This window comes from Microbacterium sp. NPDC058345 (assembly GCF_042723855.1).
Classification (GTDB): Bacteria; Actinomycetota; Actinomycetes; order Actinomycetales; family Microbacteriaceae; genus Microbacterium.
In genome coordinates this window covers 1,395,269-1,416,643 of record NZ_JBHXIG010000001.1, presented here as the reverse complement: position 1 = coordinate 1,416,643, position 21,375 = coordinate 1,395,269, and the positions used below count along the sequence as shown (strand labels likewise).

The window sequence follows — 21,375 nt, the reverse complement described above, 5'->3', positions numbered from 1 at the left end:
CCCTGCGACTGACTCCAGCACACCCTATCGAAGTGAAACCGATTCCACCCGGGCCACGGAATGCGACCGAAGCGGGGCGCTCATCCGCAGTCCGCCGCGAAGCTCGACTCAGGCGTGCGCCCCGGAGGCCGACTCAGGCGTGCGCCGCGATGACCTCCGCGACGCGTGCCCTGGCGGCGGCATCCGGCTCATCGAGGGCCATCCGGCAGTGCGCGTCGGTGACGCCGAGAACCCGGTAGCCCTCCTTCATGCGCGCCATGTCGCCGCCGATGGTCGCAACGACCTCGTCGACGGCGGCCTGCGCGGCGGCGATCGCGGTCGCCTCGCCCGATCGGCCGGCGTCCGCGAGGGCGCGGAACGGCTTGGGCGTCACGGAGGACACGCCCGACACGACGCCCTGCGCACCGACGCCGACGGCGGCGATGAGGTCGCGGTCCGCCCCGGTGTACAGCTCGAAGTCGGCCGGCACCGCAGCTCGGTAGGCGGCGAGCTCGTCGAGCGTCAGCTCGCTGACCTTCGCACCGACGACGTTCGGCAGCTGCGCGAGCCGCACGAGCAGCTCCGGCGAGACGGGGTTGCCGCTGCGGGCCGGGTAGATGTACACGTACAGGCGGCCGTCGCCGACCGCATCCGACACCTGACGGAAGTAGTCGACGACGGCGTCGTCGGACGAGCGCAGGTAGTACGGGGTGAGCGCGGCGAACTCCGTGGCACCGAGGCCGCGGGCGATGTCGACCAGCCGCACGGCCTCGAAGGCGCTCGGCTGCCCGACGTGCACGATCACGCGCATCCGGTCGGCGAGCTCGTCGAGGGCGGCGCCGACCAGGCCGGTGAACTCGGCCACGTCCACCGCCGGGAACTCCCCGGTCGTACCGAGCACGAAGGCGCCCTCGTTGCCGGACTCGCCGACGTAGCGGAAGATGGCCCGCGACCCCTCGAGATCGAGCGAACCGTCGCGGTGGAACGCGGTCGGGATCGCGGTGAGGATGTCGTAACGGGTCACTTCTTGTTCTCCTTGTTCTGGCGGCGCGTACGGCGCTCGCCCTTCTTGTCGATGTTCCGCACGGTCGAGGTGAGCAGCTCGGGGTTCGCGGCCAGCTCGTCTCGGGCGTGGGTGATCTGCTGCACGCTCTCGGTGTCGAGCACGGAGTCCTCGAACGCGGCGCGCGTTTCGCGCGGCTTGCGTGCAGCGCGGATCGCCGGCATGACGACCGAGAGCACCGCTAGCACGATGAGCAGGATGGCGATCGGGCTGACCACCTCGAAGAACGGGCGCGTGGGCAGGATCGCCAGCGTGCGGGCGAGGTTCTCCTCGGCGAGCGGGCCGAGCAGCAGTCCGAGCACGACGGGGCCGGCGGGCACCTGCATGCGCTTCATGAGCACGCCGATCACGCCGAACACGAGCATCGTGATCACGGTCGACAGGCTGTTCGAGGTCGCGTAGGTGCCGATGATGCAGAAGAGCAGGATGCCGCTCCACAGGTACGGCTGCGGCACGTCGAGCAGCTTCACCATGCCGCGCATGCGCACCAGGCTCAGCGCCAGGGAGAGCAGCGTCGCGATCAGCATGATGCCCGCGATCGAGACCACCAGGTCGGGGCGGTTCGAGAACAGCGTCGGACCGGGGGTGATGCCCCAGATGATCATCGAGCCGATCATGACCGCCATCACCGAGTCGCCGGGGATGCCGAGGGCCATGGTGGTGGTCAGCGAACCGCCGAGGGTGGCGCTGGACGCGCTGTCGGACGCGGCCACCCCCTCGATCGAGCCCTTTCCGAACATCTCCGGGTGCTTCGACGCCTTGCGCGCACGCTCCCAGCCGATGAGACCGGCGATGTCGCCGCCCGCGGCGGGGATGAGACCGACGCCGAGGCCGACCGCACCGCCGACCGCCGTGGCACGACCGCTCTGTCGGAGCTCGGCACGATTCGGCAGCCAGCGACCGAGGCTCGAGATGGGGCGCACCTTCGACCGGCGGTAGGTGAGCAGCTGATCGAACAGCTCGGCGATGCCGAACAGGCCGATGATGACGGCGATGAAGTTCACGCCCTCGACGAGCTCGAGCACGCCGAAGGTGAAGCGCTGGTCGGCGGTGGCGGCATAGGTGCCGACGGTGCCGAGCATCAGGCCGAACAGGCCGGCGAGGATGCCCTTGAGCATCGACTTCGACGAGATGCCGATCATGATCGCGATGCCGAACACGACGAGGGCGAACAGTTCGGGCGATTTGAAGTAGTCGCGGGCGAAGCTCGCGATCGGCACGGCGGCGACCGAGAACAGCACGAGCGAGGCGAGGATGCCGACCGCCGAGACGATGGCCGAGATCGTCAGTGCGAGACCGGCCCTGCCCTGCTTGGCCATCGGATAGCCGTCGAGTGTGGTCGCGATGGACGCGGGCGTGCCGGGGGTGTTGATGAGGATCGACGGCACCCGGTCGCCGAAGTTCGCAGCGACGTAGATGGTGAGCAGCACCGCCAGCCCCTGGACGGGCTCGAGCGTCAGGGTGAAGCCGGCGGCGAGCGCGACGGCCATGGTGGCGGTGATGCCGGGGAAGGCACCGACCATGAAGCCGAGCACCAGCCCGATGCCCATGTAGAGCAGCATCGAGACGTCCAGCAGGGAGTTCACTCCCTCGATGAAGGGGTTCACAGCGGGATCCTCAGGAGCATGCCGAACACCACGTAGACGAACGCGGTGAGAGCGGCGGAGTAGATGATGAGGCTCAGCCAGCGCCGGTGCCCGTAGACGAGCATGAGGGATGCCATGAGCAGCCCCGCGACCACGGGGAAGAGCTCGATCCGGTACCCGAAGAGGATGACGGATCCGAGCGACCACAGGGCGATGAACGCGAGGGAGATGGCGAGCGTGAGACCGACGCGCCGGATGCCGCCCGGCTGGATCCGCTCGATGTCGTTGCGCTCCGGCGCGGGGCGGGTGATCGCGATGACCAGCAGCACGACGGCGACCGCGACCGCCGCCACGCCGATGACCATGGGCCAGAAGCGGGCGTCGATCTGGCCGGCCGCCGCCTCGCGGCGCAGCGGGATCTGCGTGGCCAGCGCCACGTATCCCGATGCGAACGCGAGGGCGACGGCGGCGAACGCGATCTCCAGGGGGCGGGAGTGCGCCGCCCCCTGGTGCTCGTCGTGCGTGGCCGCGCTCATCAGCCCAGCAGGTCCTGGAACAGGGTGAACTGCTCGCCGACGTACTCGGTCCAGTCCGCGGAGTCGCGGTAGACCACGAGGTTTCCGGCATCCGCCTGGAACTTCTGGTACGACTCCGAGTCCACGGCCTCCTTGACGGCCGATTCGAGAGTCTCCTTCACGTTGTCCGGCAGGCCTGCGGGCGCGTAGATGCCACCCCAGCCGCCGAACTCGACCGACTGCCCGATGGCCTCCTCGACCGTGGGTACGTCCTCAGCATCCGGGTGACGCTCATCGTGCATGACGGCGAGGATCTTGACGGCATCGCCCTGGGCGAGCGCCTCGCCGAGGCCCGACACGGCGGCGACCGTCTCACCGGATGCCGCGGCGCCGACGGCGGTCGCACCGCCGTCGTACGGCACCGGCGTGAAGTCGGCGCCCGCGGCGTCGCCGAGACCGATCGTCGCGGCCTCCCAGATGGAGCCCGCGCCGGAGTTCGCCACGGTGACCGCGCCGGACTTCGCCTGCGCGATGAGGTCCTCGAGCGACTCGATGCCGCTGTCCGCCCCGACGGTGATCACGCCGGGGGCGAGCATGATCTGGCCGAGCAGATCGAAGTCCTCGGGCAGCACCTTCGCACCCTGCGTGGTGTTGAGCATCGCGATCTCGACCGGGGCGAACCCGATCACGTAGCCGTCGGCCTTCTGCGAACCCACGTACTCCATCGCGAGCGCCCCGGCGGCGCCCGGCATGTTCTCGGGGATGACGCTGACGTCGAGGATCTTCTCGAGCTCGGTGGCGAGTGCGCGCGACGACAGGTCGGAGCCACCGCCCGGGTTCGCCTGGATGATCAGGCGGATGTCCTTCTCGGGGTAGCTGGACTCGGCGCCACCCTCTTCGACCTTGGTGCAGCCGGCCAGGACGAGCGCGGTTGCGGCGACGGCGGCGATTGCTGCGGCCGCTCGGGACATGCGGATGCGGGGCATCTTTGCTCCTCGGTGCTGGTCGACCGGATTGTCGACGTTCGCGAGCGTATCAGTGTCGACTGTTAACAGTCAACACGCACAGGGAGATCGCGCCGCTCGCGCCGGTTCAGGAGCCCTGCGTGGTCAGCTCGCTCAGCATGCGATCCCGCGCCCCGTCGAGGTGTGCGCTGAGCACCTCGGCCGCCTCGGCACCGTCACCGCTGCGCATCACGTTCATCAGTGCGACGTGATCGGCGGCGGAGTCGTGCAGGTCGTCGTCGTGGTTGATGGTGACGTCGAGCAGCGCGGTGAAGGTGGGAAGGTACTGGCGCCACGCGCCTTCCAGGCGCGGATGATCCGCCAGGGCGTAGATCTGGGAGTGGAAGTCGAGGTCGGCGACGACGAACGCCGCATGATCGCCGGCGTCCGCCGCCGCCGTCATGCGCCGCACCGCGTCGTCCATCACGGCCCAGCGGGCGTCATCGCGGACGCGGATCGCGCGCGACAGCGCCAGCTGCTCCAGCGCTCCCCGCAGGCTGTAGAGCTGATCGACGTCGTCGCGGGTGAGACCGACCACGAAGACACCGCGGGGGCGCTGGATGCGCACGAGCTTCTCGAAGCTGAGTTGCGTGAGCGCGTCGCGCACGGGACCGCGGCTGACCGCGAACTCCTCGGCGAGTGCCTCCTCGGTGATCCGCTCGCCCGGGGCGACGTCTCCGCGCACGATGCGCTGACGCAGGACGTTCGCGATCTGTGCGCCGAGCGACTCCCCGCGCTGCACTGTGTCGGTCATGGCTCTCCCCTGTTGACTGTTGACAGAGTACAGGGTGCCGGTCGCGATCGTGTCGCGCCGCCGTCGTCAGTCCGAGTCGCGGTTCTCCGGCGTCTCCGGCGTGGCAGGCTGATCGTCCGCTCCGCGCTCGTCGGATGCCATGCGCGGCTGCCACAGCACGATCTCGGTCGATCGGCGGATGCGGCGCCCGGAGGGGACGGTGACGATGGACCCCGTCACCCCGGCGGCGAAGACGCGAACGCCGGGGCGGTTCTCGCGTTCGGCGCGCAGCGCCCCTTCGAGCTCCGAGACCTGGCGACGCAGCATCCGCACCTCGTCCTCCAGGTCGAGCAGGCGCGCGATCGCCGGCAGGCTCATCCCCTCGCTCGACAGCTGAGCGACTTCGCGGAGCTGCTCGATGTCGCGCATCGAGTAGCGTCGCGAGCCGCCGCGGGTGCGGCCGGGCACCACCAGGCCGATGCGGTCGTACTGCCGCAGCGTCTGGGGGTGCATGCCGGCCAGCTCCGCGGCGACCGCGATCGCGAAGAGAGGGGAATCGGCGTCCATGATCAGTCCTGGTGGCCCATCAGCCGCGCGCCTTGGCCATCATCTCGGCCCGCGGGTTCTCCTTGGGCTCGAGTGCGTGGAAGCGCTCGAGCGCCTCGCGTGCCGCGTCGTCGAGGTGCGCGGGCACCGCGACCTGCAGCTCGGCGAGCAGGTCGCCGGTGCCCTTCGCGGTCTTGATCCCGCGCCCCTTGACGCGCAGCACGCGCCCCGACGGCGTGCCCGGCGCGACGCGCAGCTTGACCGTGTCGCCGCCCAGGGTCGGCACCTCGATCGTGGCGCCGAGGGTGGCCTCGGTGAACGTGACCGGCACGGTGAGGCGCAGGTTCAGGCCCTCGCGGGAGAAGACCGGATGCGGCCTGACCGCGACCTGCACGACGATGTCGCCGGGCTCGCCGCCGTCGGGCGAGGGGCGACCCCGCCCGCGCAGACGGATCTTCTGCCCGTCGGCGACACCGGCGGGCACCTTGATCTTGAACGGCTTGCCGTCCTCGGCCTGCAGGGTGATCGTCTCGCCCTGCGCCGCGGTGGTGAAATCGAGCGTGGTGCGGGCGGTGACGTCGGCGCCCTTCTGCGGGCCGCCGAAGCCGCGGTACCCGCCGCTCGGCTGCCCGAAGCGGCCGGACCCGAAGGAGCCGCCGCCCTGGCTGAACATCGAGAAGATGTCGTCGAAGTCGGCCTGGCGTCCGCCCTGCCCGAACCGGCTGAACACGTCCTCGAAGCCGCCCGCCCCGCCGGAGCCGGGTGCGGTGAAGCGAGCCCCCGATCCCATGGCGCGGATCTCGTCGTACTCGCTCCGCTGCTCGGGGTCGCTGAGCACGCTGTACGCCTCGCTGATCTCCTTGAACCTCGCCTCGGCCGCGGCGTCCCCCTGATTGGAGTCGGGATGGTACTTGCGGGCGAGCTTGCGGTAGGTCTTCTTCAGATCCGCATCGGAGACGTCCTTCGAGACGCCGAGCGTCTTGTAGAAGTCCTTGTCGAACCAGTCCTGGCTAGCCATCGATCACCTACTCCGCAGGGACAGCGACGACGACCTTCGCGGGGCGCAGCTCGACGTCACCCAGGCGGTAGCCGACCTCGACCACTTCGAGGATGGTCGACGACGTCGCGCCGGGGGTGGGCTGCTGGAAGATCGCCTCGTGGTGCTGCGGGTCGAACTCCTCGCCCTTCTCGCCGTACGCGGTCACGCCGAGACGCTCCACCACCGTGCGCACCTTGCCGGCGATCACGGCGAACGGCGAGCCGTCCACCAGATCGCCGTGCTGCTGCGCGCGGTCGAGGTCGTCGAGCACGGGAAGCAGCCCCTTGGCCGCCTCGCCCTTGGCGCGCGCGATCTCGATGTGCCGCTGCTCCTCGGTGCGCCGGCGGTAGTTGGCGTACTCGGCCTGCAGGCGCTTGAGGTCGTGCAGCAGCGCGCTCTCGGCATCCGCGATGCCGCTGTCGGGCGCGTCGCCCGAGGCGGCCTCCTCAGTCTGCATCGCGTTGAGGATGTCGTCGACCGTGAGGTCGTCGTCCGACCCCTCGGCGGCCGCGGCCTCCGTGGAGTCCGGGTTCTCCGGAACGCCCTGGTTCTGCGACTCGGGGCCGGACGCCTGCGCGTCCGACCCCTCGCCCGGAACCTCGGCGCTGTTGTCGTCGAAGTTCTTGTCCGTCATGGTTACTTCTTCTCGTCCTCGTCGTCCACGACCTCGGCGTCGATGACGTCCTCCTCGGAGGATGCGTCACCGGCCGGGGTCTCGCCTTCGGCGGAGGCGCCGGCGGCGGCATCCGCCTGACCCTGAGCGTAGATCGCCTCGCCGAGCTTGGTCTGCGACTGCGACAGCTTGTCGAAGGCGGTCTTCACCGCCTCGTCGTCGTCGCCGGCCAGAGCGGTCTTGAGCGCGTCGACGTCGCCCTTGACCTCGGACTTGACGTCCTCGGGGAGCTTGTCGTCGTTCTCGTTGATCAGCTTCTCGATCGAGTACGCGAGCGTCTCGGCCTGGTTGCGGACCTCGGCAGCCTCGCGGCGCTTCTTGTCCTCGGCGGCGTGCTCCTCGGCCTCGCGCACCATGCGGTCGATGTCGTCCTTCGACAGCGACGAGCCGCCGGTGATGGTCATCGACTGCTCCTTGCCGGTGCCCTTGTCCTTGGCGGACACGTGCACGATGCCGTTCGCGTCGATGTCGAAGGTGACCTCGATCTGGGGGATGCCGCGCGGTGCCGGCGCGATGCCGGTGAGCTCGAACGTGCCCAGCGGCTTGTTGTCGCGGGTGAACTCGCGCTCGCCCTGGAAGACCTGGATCGCGACCGACGGCTGGTTGTCGTCGGCGGTGGTGAAGGTCTCGCTGCGCTTGGTCGGGATGGCGGTGTTGCGCTCGATGAGCTTGGTCATCATGCCGCCCTTGGTCTCGATGCCGAGGCTCAGCGGGGTGACGTCGATGAGCAGCACGTCCTTGCGCTCACCCTTGAGGACACCGGCCTGCAGGGCGGCGCCGACGGCGACGACCTCGTCCGGGTTGACACCCTTGTTGGCCTCCTTGCCGGTCTCGCGCTTGACGAGCTCGGCGACGGCGGGCATGCGGGTCGATCCACCGACGAGCACGACGTGGTCGATGTCGGCGACCTTGATGTTCGCCTCGCGGATGACGTCCTCGAACGGCTTCTTGGTGCGGTCGAGCAGGTCCTTGGTGAGGTCCTCGAACTTGGCGCGGGTGAGCGTCTCGGAGAGCGACACCGGGCCCGACTCGGTCAGCGACAGGTAGGGGAGGTTGACGCTGGTGCTGGTCGAGGAGGAGAGCTCCTTCTTGGCCTGCTCCGCCGCCTCCTTCAGGCGCTGCAGGGCGATCTTGTCACCCGAGACGTCGACGCCGGTGGTCTCCTTGAACTGCTTGATCAGGAAGTCCACGACGCGCTGGTCCCAGTCGTCACCGCCGAGGCGGTTGTCACCCGCAGTGGCGCGCACCTGGATGGTGGAGAAGTCGTCGTCCTTGCCCACCTCGAGCAGCGAGACGTCGAAGGTTCCGCCACCGAGGTCGAAGACGAGGATGAGCTCGTCCTCCTTGCCCTTGTCGAGGCCGTAGGCCAGGGCGGCGGCGGTGGGCTCGTTGATGATGCGCAGCACGTTGAGGCCCGAGATCTCGCCGGCCTCCTTGGTTGCCTGGCGCTCGGCGTCGTTGAAGTACGCCGGCACGGTGATGACCGCGTCGGTGACGGTGTCACCCAGGTACGACTCCGCGTCGCGCTTGAGCTTCTGCAGGATGCGGGCCGAGATCTCCTGCGGCGTCCACTTCTTGCCGTCGACGTCGAACGACCAGTCGGTGCCCATGTGGCGCTTGACCGACGAGATGGTGCGGTCGACGTTGGTGACGGCCTGGCGCTTCGCGGTCTCGCCGACGAGCACCTCGCCGTCCTTGGTGAACGCGACCACCGACGGGGTGGTGCGGAAGCCCTCGGCGTTGGCGATGACCTTGGGCTCGCCGCCCTCCAGGACGCTGACGACGGAGTTCGTCGTACCGAGGTCGATACCGACAGCACGTGCCATGTGATTCTCCTTGCTGGTTTCGTGGGAAGTCAGGGGCGACGCAGGAAAGCTGAGCCGCGATGACTCAAGACTACGCCTCCGCGTCGATACTGTCAAACAAAGTTGAGTCCTGTTGACTCAGGTTTGGATACGCTGTCCGGGCGCCTGCGCCGCCTACGCTGGCAGCATGCCCCGCCCCGCACTGCTCGCCGTGTCGCACGGCACGGCCGACGTCGCCGGCGCCCGCGCGATCGCGGCTCTCGTCGAGCGGGTGGCCGAGGCGCTGCCCGACGTCACGGTGCGCGCGGCGTTCGTCGACGTGCAGCAGCCGGATGCGGCGAGCGCCCTCGCCGACATCGACGGCCCGGTGGTGATCGTGCCGCTGCTGCTGTCGAGCGGCTTCCATGTGCATCACGACCTGCACGGGATCGCCGCCGCCCGCGCGGACGCCGTGGTGGCCGATCCGATGGGACCGGACGCGCGGCTCGCCGACGTCCTGGCGAGCCGCCTCCGCGGCCTCGACCGGGACGGCGCTCCGGTCGTCCTCGCGGTGGCCGGCTCGCGCGACGAGCGCTCGCTGACGGATGCCGAGGGCATGGCGTCCCTGCTCGGCGAGCGCCTCGGCCGCCCGGTCGAGCTCGCGTACCTCGCGGCCAGGCAGCCCGATCTGCCGACTGCGCTCGGGACGACACCGGATGCCGTCGTGGCGACCTATCTGCTCGCGCGAGGGTACTTCTTCGATCTCGCCGAACGGCTGAGCGGGGAGCATCCGCTCACCCCTCCCCTGCTCGACGACCTGCTCGCCGCCGACGGCATCCCGTCGCCACTGGTCGAGCTGCTCCTCGCGCGCTACACCGCGGCCGCAGCACGCCTGCGCTGACGTCGGACGGCGGCGGCCCGCTCGGCTGCACGGACGCCGGACCGGCGGCGCGCGGACGCCCGATGCACACGAGCTCGGATCCGGCCAGCCCCTGAGCGTCATATTTCGCGTCACGTGACGCTCTGTTTCGCCCGTTGACCTTGCGTGTCACGAGGGGTTCTTGAACGGCGTCCAGGTCCGTACGTTGATGGCCAGCCATTCACAGGGAGGGCTCGATGACCATCGAACAGCCGACGACCATCCGGGGCGCTCGGACACGCACCGGGCGCACGCCGACCAAGCCGCACGGCCAGTGGCTCGTCGACGGACGCGAACCGCTGAACGCGAACGAGGAGTTCAAACTGGCGGACGACGGTCTCAACGTGCGCGAGCGCATCGAGACGATCTACGCGCAGGGCGGCTTCGCCTCGATCGATCCGACCGACCTGCACGGACGCTTCCGGTGGTGGGGGCTGTACACGCAGCGCCGCCCGGGCATCGACGGCGGGCGCACCGCACAGCTCGAGCCGCACGAACTCGAGGACGAGTACTTCATGCTGCGCGTGCGCATCGACGGCGGTCAGCTCACCACGCACCAGCTGCGCGTGATCGGCCAGATCTCCACCGAGTTCGCGCGCGACACCGCCGACCTCACCGACCGGCAGAACGTGCAGCTGCACTGGGTGCGCGTCGAGGACGTGCCCGAGATCTGGCGCCGGCTCGAAGAGGTGGGACTGAGCACCACCGAGGCCTGCGGCGACGTGCCGCGCGTGATCCTCGGTTCGCCGGTGGCGGGCATCGCGGCCGACGAACTGCTGGACCCGACCCCGCAGATCCAGCAGATCGCGGAGCGGTTCATCGGCGATCCGACGCTGGCGAACCTGCCGCGCAAGTACAAGACCGCGATCACCGGGCACCCCAGTCAGGACGTGGTGCACGAGATCAACGACTGCGCGTTCGTCGCGGTCGAGCATCCGGAGCTCGGCATCGGCTACGACCTCTGGGTCGGCGGCGCGCTCTCGGTGGTGCCACGCCTGGGCGAGCGCCTCGGCACCTTCGTCGCCCCGGAGCGGGTGGCCGAGGTGTGGCACGGGGTCACGCAGATCTTCCGTGACTACGGCTACCGGCGCCTGCGCAACAAGGCGCGGCTGAAGTTCCTGCTCGCCGACTGGGGCGTCGCCCGGTTCCGGGAGGTGCTCGAGACGGAGTACCTCGACAGCCCGCTGCCCGACGGGCCCGCCGCGCCCAAGCCGACCACGCTGGGCGATCACGTCGGTGTGCACGAGCAGAAGGACGGCCGGTTCTACGTCGGCGCCGCACCGCTGGTCGGCCGCGTCTCCGGCAGCACGCTCACCGCCCTCGCCGATCTCGCCGAGGCGCACGGCTCGCAGCGCCTTCGCACGACGCCGTACCAGAAGATCATCGTGCTCGACATCCCGGAGGCGGACGTCGAGGGCCTCGTCTCCGGCCTCGATGCGATAGGGCTGTCGGCCCGGCCGAGCCTGTTCCGCCGCGGCACCATCGCCTGCACCGGCATCGAGTTCTGCAAGCTCGCGATCGTCGAGACCAAGGCGAACGCCGCAGCGGCGATCACGCAGCTCGAAGAGCGGCTCGGCGCGCTCGAGCCCGAGATCGGCCGCCCGATCACCCTGCACGTGAACGGATGCCCCAACTCCTGCGCCCGCATCCAGACAGCCGACATCGGGCTGAAGGGCCAGCTCGTCCAGATCGACGGCGAACAGGTGCCCGGGTACCAGGTGCACCTCGGCGGCGGTCTGGCCGGCGTTGATCGCGAGGAGGCCGGCCTGGGTCGCACGGTGCGCGGCCTCAAGGTGCCCGCCGACGGCATCGCCGACTACGCCGAGCGGGTCATCAGGCGCTACCTCGCCGACCGGGAGGACGGCGAGACCTTCGCGCAGTGGGCGCATCGAGCCGACGAGGAGGCCCTGCAGTGAGCACGCACATCGACTCCCGTCCCGCGCGCCGCTCCGCCGCTGAGCTGCGCACCCTCGCGGAGCGCGGCGCGGCAGAGCTGCGCAGCGGACAGCCCGACGAGGCGACGCCCGCCGAGGTGGTCGCCTGGGTGGCGGCCAACTTCGCCGTCTCGCAGGCGGCCGTCGCATGCTCGATGGCGGATGCCGCCGTGCCGCACCTGGTGTCCGCGGGTCTTCCCGGCGTGGACGTGCTGTTCCTCGACACCGGCTACCACTTCGCCGAGACGACGTTCACGCGCAACGAGGTGGCCGACCGGCTCGACGTGCGCATCGTCGACGTGAGACCAGCGCAGACCGTGCGCGAGCAGGATGCCGAGTTCGGCACCGACCTGTTCGCCCGCGACCCCGGTCTGTGCTGCGCGCGCCGTAAGGTCGAGCCCCTGCAGCGGACGCTGGGCGGATACGAGGTGTGGTTCACCGGCGTCCGCCGCGACGAGAGCCCGACCCGCGCCGGCACCCCCCTGATCGCCTGGGACGAGCGCAACGGTCTCGTGAAGGTCAGCCCCGTCGCGGCATGGAGCTCCGACGACCTCATCGACTACGCCGGCACCCATGACGTGCCGGTGAACCCCCTCGTCGCGAACGGCTACCCGTCCATCGGCTGCGCGCCGTGCACACAGCCGGTCGCCCCCGGCGATGACCCCCGATCCGGCCGCTGGGCGGGACTTGCGAAGACAGAATGCGGGCTGCACGTATGACCACTGACACCCTCTCCGACCAGGCGGTCGCGCCGATCGCGCTGAGCACCCTCGACCTGCTCGAGGCCGAGGCGATCCACATCATCCGCGAGGTGGTCGCCGAGTTCGAGCGCCCGGTGCTGCTGTTCTCGGGCGGCAAGGACTCGGTGCTCGTGCTGCACCTGGCCGCCAAAGCGTTCGCTCCCGGTCGTGTGCCGTTCCCGCTGCTACACGTCGACACCGGCCACAACTTCCCCGAGGTGATCGCCTTCCGTAACGAGACCGTCGCGCGGCTCGGCATCGATTTCGAGGTGGCGAGCGTGCAGTCGTACATCGACGACGGCCGCCTGGTCGAGCGGCCCGACGGCACCCGCAACCCGCTGCAGACTCAGCCCCTGCTCGATGCGATCGCCGCCGGTCGCCACGACGCGGTCTTCGGCGGGGCACGGCGCGACGAGGACAAGGCCCGCGCCAAGGAGCGCATCCTCTCGCTGCGCGACGAGTTCGGCCAGTGGGACCCGCGCAACCAGCGACCGGAGCTGTGGAGCCTGTACAACGGCCGCCACCTGCCGGGGCAGCATGTGCGGGCGTTCCCGATCTCGAACTGGACCGAGTTGGACGTGTGGCGCTACATCGAGCGCGAGGGCATCGCCCTGCCGCCGCTGTACTACGCGCACGAGCGCGAGGTGTTCCACCGTGACGGCATGTGGTGGGCGGTGGGCGAGTTCTCGCAGCCTCATCCCGGCGAGGAGGTGGTGCGCCGCGCGGTGCGCTACCGCACGGTCGGCGACATGAGCTGCACCGGCGCCGTGGAGTCGGATGCCGCCGACACGGCATCCGTGGTCGCCGAGGTCGCCCGCTCGACGCTCACCGAGCGGGGTGCCACCAGGGCGGACGACCGCATCAGCGAGGCCGCCATGGAGGACCGCAAGAAGGACGGATACTTCTGATGAGCATCACCGCACCGACAGCCACCACGCTGTTCCGCTTCGCCACGGCCGGTTCCGTCGACGACGGCAAGTCGACGCTGGTGGGCCGCCTGCTGCACGACGCCAAGGCGATCCTCGCCGACCAGCTCGACCAGGTCACCGCGACCTCGCGCGCCCGTGGCTTCGCGCACGGCGCCTTCGACTTCGCGCTGCTCACCGACGGCCTGCGAGCCGAGCGGGAGCAGGGCATCACGATCGACGTCGCCTACCGTTACTTCGCCACCGACCGGCGCAGCTTCATCCTCGCCGACTGCCCCGGCCATGAGCAGTACACCCGCAACATGGTCACCGGCGCCGCGACGGCCGACGCGGTGATCGTGCTGGTCGACGCCCGCAAGGGCGTGGTGGAGCAGACTCGGCGGCACCTGGCCGTCGCGTCGCTGCTGCGCGTGGAGCACGTGCTCGTCGCGGTGAACAAGATCGATCTGATCGGCTTCGACGAGCAGCGCTTCGTCGAGATCGAGCTGGAGGCGCTGCGGGTGGCCGACGAGCTGGGCATCCACGCCGTGCGCGTGCTGCCGGTGTCGGCGCTCGAGGGCGACAACATCGTGGAGCGCTCGGAGCGCACCCCCTGGTACTCCGGTGAGACGCTGTTCGAGCTGCTCGAGACCCTGCCCGTGCGCGCCGACGCCGACGAACCGCTGCGCCTGCCCGTGCAGCTGGTGCTGCGACCGCAGGGCGGCCTGGCGCCCGAGATCCCGGCGGACGAGGCTGAACGGCTGCGCGACTTCCGCGGCTTCGCGGGCCGCATCGCGGCGGGCCAGGTGTCGGTCGGCGACCGGGTGCAGGTGCTGCCCGGAGGCCGCACGACCGAGGTGACCGGTGTGCACGTCGCGGGAGCGGATGCCGGGCGCGCCGGGGCACGCCAGTCGGTGACCGTCACTCTGGCGGATGAGGTGGATGCCGCGCGCGGCGCCCTGATCGTCGCAGACGGATCGGCACCTCAGCTTCGGCGAGAGGCCGTGGTCGAGCTGTTCCAGCTCGACCCGCGGGCCACCGTGCCCGGCGCGCGCGTGCTCATCAAGCACGGCACGGCCACCGTGCAGGCCGTGGTCGCCGAGCTGCTCTCCCGACGCGACCTGGAGACCCTCGGGCACACCGACCTCACCGCCGCCGATGCGCCCTCGCTCGCCGAGAACGAGATCGGCCGAGTGCGACTGCGCCTCGCCGCCGACCTGCCGCTCGAGCCCTACGCGAGCAGCCGCGAGGGCGGTTCGCTGCTGCTCATCCATCCGGCGGATGGCGCCACCCTCGCCGCCGCCACCGTCATCGACTGAACCGGCATCCCGGCCGCATCCGGCACACCGAACACACACGACCGACAACCGCACGACCGACGCTGAAGGAGGCGAAACCGTGAAGATCACCCGCAGGAACCCGACATTCACCGCACTGGGGGCCGTCGTCATGGGGCTCACCGCATCGGCGCTCGCGGGCTGCGCCCCCTCGTCGGCACAGGCAGGCGCCGAAGAGGTCACCGAGCTGCGCCTCGGCTACTTCGCCAACGTCACGCACGCGCCGGCGCTGGTCGGCTTGACGGAAGGGCTGTTCGAGGACTCCCTGGGCGACCTGGAACTGCAGACCGAGGCGTTCAACGCCGGCCCGGCCGCCATCGAGGCCCTGTCGGCCGGGGCCATCGACGCGACGTACATCGGCCCGAACCCGGCGATCAACACGTTCATCCAGTCCGGCGGGGCGTCGGCGCGGATCATCGCCGGGGCGACGTCGGGAGGCGCGGCTCTCGTGGTGCGCGACGGCATCGACACCGCCGGCGATCTCGCCGGAGCGCACATCGCGAGCCCTCAGCTCGGCAACACCCAGGATGTGGCGCTGCGCAGCTGGCTGGCCGGCGAGGGATTCGAGACGTCGACAACCGGAGGCGGCGACGTGACGGTCACTCCGACCGAGAACGCGCAGATCCTGGCGCTCTTCCAGAAGGGACAGCTCGACGGCGCGTGGGTCCCCGAGCCCTGGGCATCGCGCCTGGTGCTCGAGGCCGACGCGCACGTGCTGGTCGACGAGGCCGAGCTGTGGCCGGACGGAGACTTCCCGACCACCGTGCTGCTCGTGCGCACCGACTTCGCCGAGGCGCATCCGGAGGTCGTCGAGCGCCTGCTCGAGGGGCATGTCGCCGCGGTCGCCTGGCTCGACGAGCACGCGGCGGAGTCTCCCGAGGTCATCAACGACGCCCTCGAGGATTCCACGGGCAAGCGACTCGCCGACGACGTGCTCGCCCGCGCCCTCGAGAACGTGGGCTTCTCGGTCGATCCGCACGCCGCCGCCTTCGAGACCCTCGTCGAGAACGGCGTGCGGGCAGGCACGCAGAAGGAGGGCTCCATCGACGGCCTGTTCGACCTGCGCGCGCTGAACGGGCTGCTCCGCGACGACGGCGCCGAGCCCATCTCGGCGGCGGAACTCGGAGAGCAGTGATGTCGCCGCTTCAGGAGACCACCCGCCCGCAGCTCAGCGACGCCAGGCTGACGCCGAGTTTCGACGGGGTCAGCCCGCTGCCCGGCACACGCCCTCGGGTCGCGCCCGCGGTCCGCATCTCGCAGGTGACCAAGCGCTTCGGTGCCGGGCCGGTGGTGCTCGACGACGTGTCGCTCGACATCGCCCCGGGTGAGTTCGTGTGCCTGCTCGGAGCATCCGGATGCGGCAAGTCGACGCTGCTGAACCTCATCGCCGGCCTCGAGCCGATCACGTCCGGCGCCATCGAGACGCCGGCCGGCGGCTCGGCCGTGATGTTTCAGGAGGCCGCGCTGATGCCGTGGCTGACCGCGCGGCGCAACGTGGAGCTCGCCCTGCGGCTGCGGGGCGTGCCTCGCGGCGATCGCCGAGCGGAGGCGGAGCGACTGCTCGGCACGGTGAATCTCGCCGAGGCCGCCGATCGCCGCCCGCACGAGCTCTCCGGTGGCATGCGACAGCGCGTCGCCCTGGCCCGCGCCCTCGCGCAGGACCGCTCGGTGCTGCTGATGGACGAGCCGTTCGCGGCGCTCGACGCGATCACCCGCGACCTGCTGCACGAGGAGCTGGAGCGGGTGTGGCGGGCGACGGGCCGCACGATCGTCTTCGTCACCCACAACGTGCGTGAGGCCGCCAGGCTCGGGCAGCGGGTGATCCTGCTGTCGAGCCGGCCGGGTCGCGTCGCGGGCGAGTGGCGCGTGGCGAACACCGCCGGCCGGCGGATCGAGTCGCCCGAGGTCGCTGCGCTCGCCACCGAGATCACCGCCGAGCTGCGGAAGGAGATCAGCAGAAATGCCTCATGACACCGTCTTCGACGCCGCACCGGCCGCGGCGGTCACCAGCGCCGATGAGCTGCACACCCTCGCGACCGGTCTCGATCGCCTGCAGGCGCAGCAGGACCAGCGTCACTCGCACCTGCGCGAGGGGTTCGTCAAGGCGCTCCCGCCGGTGGTGCTTCTGGCGGTGCTGCTCGTCGCCTGGCAGCTCTCCGTGGTGATCGCGCAGCCGCGCCCCGACATCGCTCCCGGACCTCTTCAGGTCGCCGGCGCCTTCGGCGACGCGTGGGAATCGCGCCGCCTGCAGGAGGCGGTGCTCACCAGCCTCGAGCGCGGGGTGATCGGGTTCCTCATCGCCATCGTGGTCGGCACACCCCTCGGGCTGCTGCTGGCGGAGTGGAAGCCGCTGCGCCGCGCCGCAGGTCCGCTCATCTCCGGCCTGCAGGTGCTGCCCTCGGTGGCCTGGGTGCCGGCCGCGATCATCTGGTTCGGCCTTTCGGACGCCACGGTGTACTTCGTGGTGCTGATGGGCGCGATCCCCTCGATCGTCAACGGCCTGCTGTCGGGGATCGACCAGGTGCCGCCGCAACTGCGTCGCGTCGGCACCGTGCTCGGCGCGAGCAGGTGGCAGCTCGCCACCTCGATGGTGCTGCCGGCCGCCCTGCCCGGGTACGTCGCCGGCCTCAAGCAGGGCTGGGCGTTCTCGTGGCGCTCGCTGATGGCCGCCGAGATCATCGCCGTCGGCGGGTCGATCGGCTTCGGTCTCGGCTCGATGCTGCAGCAGTCCCGCGAGCTCGCCGACCTCGCCGGGGTGCTCGGCACGATCCTGCTGATCCTCGCGATCGGCATCCTCATCGAGCTGCTGCTGTTCGGTCCGCTCGAGCGCCGGATGCTGCGCAGCCGCGGACTCGTCCTGGGAGGTGCACGGTGACCGGCCTCGTGACGCTCGTCGGGGCGGGCCCTGGCGATGCCGGGCTGCTCACCCTGCGCGGCCTGCGCGCCCTCGAGCAGGCCGACGTCATCGTCGCCGACCGTCTCGGCGCGCGCACGGTGCTCGAGCAGCTCGAGGCAGAGGGCATCGTGCTGGGTGCCGAGGTGATCGACGTGGGCAAGCTGCCGGGTCACCACCGCGTACCGCAGGACGCGATCAACGCGCTGCTCGTCGAGCTCGCTCACGCCGGGCGCCGTGTGGTGCGTCTCAAGGGCGGCGATCCGTTCGTGTTCGGCCGTGGTCGCGAGGAGCAGCTGTTCTGCGAAGCGGCCGGCATCCGCGTCGAGGTCGTCCCCGGGGTGACCAGCGCCGTGTCCGTGCCCGCGGTCGCCGGCATCCCGCTGACCCACCGCGGCGTCTCGACGTCGTTCACGGTGATCAGCGCCCACGACCAGATCGACGCGCTCCCCGGCGGGGCCGATCACACCGTCGTGCTGCTGATGGGCGTCGGCACGCTCGCCCACTCCGCGCACACGCTGGCGACCGGACCACGCGGCGCGGACTGCCCCGTCGCGATCGTCGAAGACGGGTACGGCCCCGGCGAGCGCGTCACCATCGGCACGCTGGACACGATCGCCCCGCTCGCCGCGACGCGGCAGGTGCGCTCCCCGGCAGTGATCGTTGTGGGCGACGTCGTGCGGCTCAGCCCGCACGCGGCGGGGATGCTGCCTGCATCCGCCGGCGCCGAAACCGTCATGCCGGAACGCGCCGTCGCATCCGTCCTCCCCGAATCTGCCGCGGTCGCCGGCGATGAGCCTCGATCACGACTCGCGGCCGCGCTCGACGCGGGACTCGCCGTCGACACCGGCCTGATCCGCGCGATCGACTCCACGTTGGCGCCGGTCGCCGACCGGCCCTCGGCTCGCGGCGTCCGCGCATCCCTCTCCGCACTGCTCTCCCGAAAGGCATCCACCTCATGACCCTTCCCTCGCTGCGCGTCGCGATCGTCGGCGCCGGACCCGCGGGCATCTATGCCGGGAACCTGCTGTCGAACGCCGTCGCCGACCGCGGCGGCCGGGTCGAGATCGACCTGTTCGAGTCGCTGCCCGCCCCGTACGGGCTGATCCGCTACGGCGTCGCACCCGACCATCCCCGCATCAAGGGCATCGTCAACTCGCTGCACGAGATGCTCAACGCCTTCCCGCATTCGGATGCCGATCGCCGCACGATCCGGTTCATCGGCAACGTCGAGGTGGGCCGCGACATCGCGCTGGAAGAGCTGCGCGAGCGGTACCACGCGGTGATCTTGGCGACCGGCGCGATCCGCGACGCCGCGCTCGGCATTCCCGGCGTGGAGCTTGCCGGCTCATACGGCGCCGCCGACTTCGTCGCCTGGTTCGACGGTCATCCCGATGTCGCGCGCACCTGGCCGCTCGACGCCCGTGAGGTCGCGGTGATCGGCAACGGCAACGTCGCGCTCGACGTCGCCCGGGTGCTGGCGAAGCACGCGGTCGATCTGCGCACCACGGAGGTGCCGGACAACGTGCTCGCGGGGCTCGAGTCCTCGGCCGTCACCGACGTGCATGTGTTCGGCCGCCGCGGCCCGGCCGACATCAAGTTCACGCCGATCGAGCTGCGTGAACTGGGCGAGGTGCCCGGCGTCGACATCGTGCTGCACGACGAGGACTTCGACGGCGTCGATCCGGCGACGGCGGCGAACAATCAGCTCAAGATCATGCTGCGCACACTGAACGGCTGGCGCGATCGACCCGCGACCGGCGCATCACGCCGCCTGCACCTGCACTTCTGGCACGCGCCAGAGGCGATCGAGGGAGACGGCAGAGTCGAGAGCATCCGCTTCTCGCGCACGGCGGTCGACGCCGACGGTGCCCTCGTGTCGACGGGCGAGGTGCGCGAGTACCGCGTGCAGGCGGTGTATCGGGCGGTCGGCTACTACGGCACGCGCGTCAGCGGGGCGCCGTTCGATGAGAGTCGGGGCGTCGTGCCCAATGACGAGGGACGGGTGCACGGCGAGGCGGGGCTCTACGCGACCGGCTGGATCAAGCGCGGCCCGGTCGGCCTGATCGGTCACACCAAGTCGGATGCGCTCGAGACGATCGGTCACCTCGTTGCGGATGCCGAGGCGGGCGTGCTCGCCGAGCCGGTGGTCGCCGGCGACGTGCTCGAACTGCTCGACGAGCGCGAGACGGCGTACACGACGTGGGACGGCTGGCTGGCGCTGGATGCTCACGAGCGCGCCCTCGGGGCGGGGCACCGGCACGTCCGCGAGCGCGTGAAGGTCGTGCCCCGCGACGAGCAGGTGGCGATTTCGAGGCCGGGGGTGCTGGCCCCGTGACCTATGTGATCGCATTGCCGTGCGTGGATGTGAAGGATCGCGCGTGCATCGACGAGTGCCCCGTCGACTGCATCTACGAGGGCGAACGGTCGCTGTACATCCACCCCGACGAGTGCGTGGACTGCGGGGCCTGCGAGCCGGTCTGCCCCGTCGAGGCGATCTATTACGAGGATGACCTGCCCGAGGAATGGGTCGACTATTACAAGGCCAACGTGGAATTCTTCGACGAGGTCGGCTCGCCCGGCGGCGCCGCCAAGACCGGGGCGTCCGACTTCGACCATCCCCTCGTCGCCGCGCTGCCCCCGCAGGGAGCGGGACATGACTGACTACGACGTGCTCATCGTCGGCGGCGGCCCGGCCGGGCTCTCCGCCGCGCTCAACCTCGGCCGCTCCCTGGCGCGGGTGCTGGTCGTCGATGCCGACCGGCCGCGGAACGCGGCGACGCTGAACTCGCACGGATTCCTCACCCGCGACGGCGTGCCGCCGTTCGAACTGCGACGGATCGCCCGCGAGGAGCTCGCGGCGTATCCGAACGTCGAGATCCGCTCCCGCGTGCGGGTGACCGGGTTGGCGGCGACGCACAGTGGCGTGACCGCGACGGATGCCGAGCTGACGGCGACGGATGCCGGCTCAGCGGCGTCGGATGCTGGATTGACCGCGACGAATGCTGGATCGACGGCGACGCGTGCCGGCTTGACGACGACGACGCAGGCAGGGTTGCCCGCCGGTTTCCGAGCGGAGGTGGGGCGACGCGAGCCGACGGAGACGGTGTCGGCGCGCACCGTGCTGCTCGCGACGGGCCTGCACGAGACGCTGCCCGACGTGCCCGACCTGCGCGGCTTCTACGGGATGAGCCTGTTCAGCTGCGCTTCGTGCGACGCATGGGAACTGCGTGGGCGCGAGCTGGCACTGATCGGCGAGACGGCCGATCTGGCGGATCGCGCACGGCTGATCGCACACTGGACCTCACGGCTGACGGTGTTCACGCATGGCTCCGACGCGGTGACCACCGCCGAGGAGGCGGAACTCGTCGCCGCAGGGGTGGGCGTGGTGCGCGAGCCGATCGAACGGCTCCTGGGCGATCGGGGTCGCATCGAGGCGGTGCGTGTCGCCGGCGGAGAAACGCACACCGTGGACGGCGGCTTCGTGCGGCCGGAGTGGGACGCCGAGCTGTCGTTCCTCGCCGGCCTCGCCCCGGATCGGGATGCCGCGGGGCACGTGCTCACCGACCGCTCAGGCCGCACGAGCGTGCCGGGGCTGTACGCGGCGGGTGATGTCGCGGCTCCCGGACCGCAGCAGCTCATCGTGGCGGCCGGCGCGGGCGCGCGGGTTGCCGCCGTGATCATGCATGATGCGATCGGCGTGGTCACGGCGCACTGATCGCTGC

21 protein-coding genes are annotated in these 21,375 nt (G+C 70.6%); 12 read left to right on the top strand and 9 right to left on the bottom strand.

The features are described from left to right. Positions 1-133: 133 nt before the first annotated feature. The 9 genes from ACFWH5_RS06665 to dnaK all read right to left on the bottom strand — a co-directional run bounded on the left by ACFWH5_RS06665 (position 134) and on the right by dnaK (position 8,964). Positions 134-1,003, bottom strand: a complete 870-nt coding sequence (locus tag ACFWH5_RS06665) for a dihydrodipicolinate synthase family protein (protein ID WP_378833112.1) — start codon at positions 1,001-1,003, stop codon at positions 134-136. Then, a complete protein-coding gene (locus tag ACFWH5_RS06660) occupies positions 1,000-2,649 on the bottom strand; it encodes a tripartite tricarboxylate transporter permease (RefSeq protein ID WP_378833110.1) in 1,650 nt (549 codons plus the stop codon). The genes ACFWH5_RS06665 and ACFWH5_RS06660 overlap by 4 nt, the downstream gene beginning before the upstream one ends. Next, entirely contained in the window at positions 2,646-3,164 is a 519-nt protein-coding gene (locus ACFWH5_RS06655) for a tripartite tricarboxylate transporter TctB family protein (RefSeq protein WP_378833109.1), read from the bottom strand. Before ACFWH5_RS06655 ends, ACFWH5_RS06660 begins: the two co-directional genes overlap by 4 nt. Beyond that, the gene (locus ACFWH5_RS06650; RefSeq protein ID WP_378833107.1) at positions 3,164-4,129 is read right to left on the bottom strand and encodes a tripartite tricarboxylate transporter substrate binding protein; all 966 of its coding nucleotides are present in this window, start codon (positions 4,127-4,129) and stop codon (positions 3,164-3,166) included. Before ACFWH5_RS06650 ends, ACFWH5_RS06655 begins: the two co-directional genes overlap by 1 nt. Before the next feature lie 106 nt (positions 4,130-4,235). Further along, entirely contained in the window at positions 4,236-4,901 is a 666-nt protein-coding gene (locus ACFWH5_RS06645) for a GntR family transcriptional regulator (RefSeq protein WP_378833105.1), read from the bottom strand. 66 nt (positions 4,902-4,967) lie between these two features. Then, positions 4,968-5,447 carry a heat shock protein transcriptional repressor HspR gene (locus tag ACFWH5_RS06640; RefSeq protein ID WP_378833103.1) on the bottom strand — a complete coding sequence of 160 codons (480 nt, stop codon included), beginning with the start codon at positions 5,445-5,447 and terminating at the stop codon, positions 4,968-4,970. Positions 5,448-5,466: 19 nt separating this feature from the next. Further along, positions 5,467-6,444: a DnaJ C-terminal domain-containing protein gene (locus tag ACFWH5_RS06635; RefSeq protein WP_378833100.1), complete on the bottom strand. Its 978-nt coding sequence runs from the start codon at positions 6,442-6,444 to the stop codon at positions 5,467-5,469. Positions 6,445-6,451: 7 nt separating this feature from the next. Next, on the bottom strand, positions 6,452-7,099 hold the full coding sequence (locus tag ACFWH5_RS06630) for a nucleotide exchange factor GrpE (protein ID WP_378833098.1): 648 nt from the start codon (positions 7,097-7,099) through the stop codon (positions 6,452-6,454). A 2-nt stretch (positions 7,100-7,101) separates the two neighbouring features. Beyond that, the gene (gene dnaK / locus ACFWH5_RS06625; protein ID WP_378833096.1) at positions 7,102-8,964 is read right to left on the bottom strand and encodes a molecular chaperone DnaK; all 1,863 of its coding nucleotides are present in this window, start codon (positions 8,962-8,964) and stop codon (positions 7,102-7,104) included. Between the two features lie 166 nt (positions 8,965-9,130). Here dnaK and ACFWH5_RS06620 point away from each other — a divergent pair, with 166 nt between their 5' ends. From ACFWH5_RS06620 to ACFWH5_RS06565, 12 genes are all read left to right on the top strand, one after another. Next, on the top strand, positions 9,131-9,823 hold the full coding sequence (locus ACFWH5_RS06620) for a sirohydrochlorin chelatase (protein WP_378833094.1): 693 nt from the start codon (positions 9,131-9,133) through the stop codon (positions 9,821-9,823). Between the two features lie 215 nt (positions 9,824-10,038). After that, complete coding sequence (locus ACFWH5_RS06615; protein ID WP_378833091.1) at positions 10,039-11,757, top strand: nitrite/sulfite reductase; 1,719 nt, start codon at positions 10,039-10,041, stop codon at positions 11,755-11,757. Then, complete coding sequence (locus ACFWH5_RS06610; protein ID WP_378833089.1) at positions 11,754-12,494, top strand: phosphoadenylyl-sulfate reductase; 741 nt, start codon at positions 11,754-11,756, stop codon at positions 12,492-12,494. Before ACFWH5_RS06615 ends, ACFWH5_RS06610 begins: the two co-directional genes overlap by 4 nt. Further along, the gene (gene cysD / locus ACFWH5_RS06605) at positions 12,491-13,423 is read left to right on the top strand and encodes a sulfate adenylyltransferase subunit CysD (protein ID WP_378833086.1); all 933 of its coding nucleotides are present in this window, start codon (positions 12,491-12,493) and stop codon (positions 13,421-13,423) included. Before ACFWH5_RS06610 ends, cysD begins: the two co-directional genes overlap by 4 nt. Beyond that, positions 13,423-14,739, top strand: a complete 1,317-nt coding sequence (locus ACFWH5_RS06600; RefSeq protein ID WP_378833084.1) for a sulfate adenylyltransferase subunit 1 — start codon at positions 13,423-13,425, stop codon at positions 14,737-14,739. The genes cysD and ACFWH5_RS06600 overlap by 1 nt, the downstream gene beginning before the upstream one ends. 79 nt (positions 14,740-14,818) lie before the next feature. Next, complete coding sequence (locus ACFWH5_RS06595) at positions 14,819-15,892, top strand: ABC transporter substrate-binding protein (protein ID WP_378833081.1); 1,074 nt, start codon at positions 14,819-14,821, stop codon at positions 15,890-15,892. After that, positions 15,892-16,728, top strand: coding sequence for an ABC transporter ATP-binding protein (locus ACFWH5_RS06590; RefSeq protein WP_378833079.1), 837 nt, complete (start codon positions 15,892-15,894; stop codon positions 16,726-16,728). The genes ACFWH5_RS06595 and ACFWH5_RS06590 overlap by 1 nt, the downstream gene beginning before the upstream one ends. Further along, the gene (locus ACFWH5_RS06585; RefSeq protein ID WP_378833077.1) at positions 16,718-17,632 is read left to right on the top strand and encodes an ABC transporter permease; all 915 of its coding nucleotides are present in this window, start codon (positions 16,718-16,720) and stop codon (positions 17,630-17,632) included. Before ACFWH5_RS06590 ends, ACFWH5_RS06585 begins: the two co-directional genes overlap by 11 nt. After that, entirely contained in the window at positions 17,629-18,612 is a 984-nt protein-coding gene (gene cobA / locus ACFWH5_RS06580; protein WP_378833075.1) for a uroporphyrinogen-III C-methyltransferase, read from the top strand. Before ACFWH5_RS06585 ends, cobA begins: the two co-directional genes overlap by 4 nt. Beyond that, positions 18,609-19,988, top strand: coding sequence for an FAD-dependent oxidoreductase (locus tag ACFWH5_RS06575; protein ID WP_378833073.1), 1,380 nt, complete (start codon positions 18,609-18,611; stop codon positions 19,986-19,988). The genes cobA and ACFWH5_RS06575 overlap by 4 nt, the downstream gene beginning before the upstream one ends. After that, entirely contained in the window at positions 19,985-20,314 is a 330-nt protein-coding gene (fdxA, locus tag ACFWH5_RS06570; RefSeq protein WP_378833071.1) for a ferredoxin, read from the top strand. Before ACFWH5_RS06575 ends, fdxA begins: the two co-directional genes overlap by 4 nt. Continuing rightward, positions 20,307-21,368: an NAD(P)/FAD-dependent oxidoreductase gene (locus ACFWH5_RS06565; protein WP_378833069.1), complete on the top strand. Its 1,062-nt coding sequence runs from the start codon at positions 20,307-20,309 to the stop codon at positions 21,366-21,368. Before fdxA ends, ACFWH5_RS06565 begins: the two co-directional genes overlap by 8 nt. Positions 21,369-21,375: the final 7 nt, after the last annotated feature.

Bases quoted from the DNA above. Each gene is read 5' to 3' on its own strand.
- cysD (WP_378833086.1), top strand. From the start codon at position 12,491: ATGACCACTGACACCCTCTCCGACCAGGCGGTCGCGCCGATCGCGCTG.
- ACFWH5_RS06575 (WP_378833073.1), top strand. From the start codon at position 18,609: ATGACCCTTCCCTCGCTGCGCGTCGCGATCGTCGGCGCCGGACCCGCG.
- ACFWH5_RS06620 (WP_378833094.1), top strand. From the start codon at position 9,131: ATGCCCCGCCCCGCACTGCTCGCCGTGTCGCACGGCACGGCCGACGTC.
- ACFWH5_RS06590 (WP_378833079.1), top strand. From the start codon at position 15,892: ATGTCGCCGCTTCAGGAGACCACCCGCCCGCAGCTCAGCGACGCCAGG.
- ACFWH5_RS06635 (WP_378833100.1), bottom strand. From the start codon at position 6,444: ATGGCTAGCCAGGACTGGTTCGACAAGGACTTCTACAAGACGCTCGGC.
- ACFWH5_RS06645 (WP_378833105.1), bottom strand. From the start codon at position 4,901: ATGACCGACACAGTGCAGCGCGGGGAGTCGCTCGGCGCACAGATCGCG.
- ACFWH5_RS06565 (WP_378833069.1), top strand. From the start codon at position 20,307: ATGACTGACTACGACGTGCTCATCGTCGGCGGCGGCCCGGCCGGGCTC.
- ACFWH5_RS06585 (WP_378833077.1), top strand. From the start codon at position 16,718: ATGCCTCATGACACCGTCTTCGACGCCGCACCGGCCGCGGCGGTCACC.
- ACFWH5_RS06650 (WP_378833107.1), bottom strand. From the start codon at position 4,129: ATGCCCCGCATCCGCATGTCCCGAGCGGCCGCAGCAATCGCCGCCGTC.
- ACFWH5_RS06640 (WP_378833103.1), bottom strand. From the start codon at position 5,447: ATGGACGCCGATTCCCCTCTCTTCGCGATCGCGGTCGCCGCGGAGCTG.
- ACFWH5_RS06615 (WP_378833091.1), top strand. From the start codon at position 10,039: ATGACCATCGAACAGCCGACGACCATCCGGGGCGCTCGGACACGCACC.
- dnaK (WP_378833096.1), bottom strand. From the start codon at position 8,964: ATGGCACGTGCTGTCGGTATCGACCTCGGTACGACGAACTCCGTCGTC.
- ACFWH5_RS06600 (WP_378833084.1), top strand. From the start codon at position 13,423: ATGAGCATCACCGCACCGACAGCCACCACGCTGTTCCGCTTCGCCACG.
- ACFWH5_RS06630 (WP_378833098.1), bottom strand. From the start codon at position 7,099: ATGACGGACAAGAACTTCGACGACAACAGCGCCGAGGTTCCGGGCGAG.
- ACFWH5_RS06655 (WP_378833109.1), bottom strand. From the start codon at position 3,164: ATGAGCGCGGCCACGCACGACGAGCACCAGGGGGCGGCGCACTCCCGC.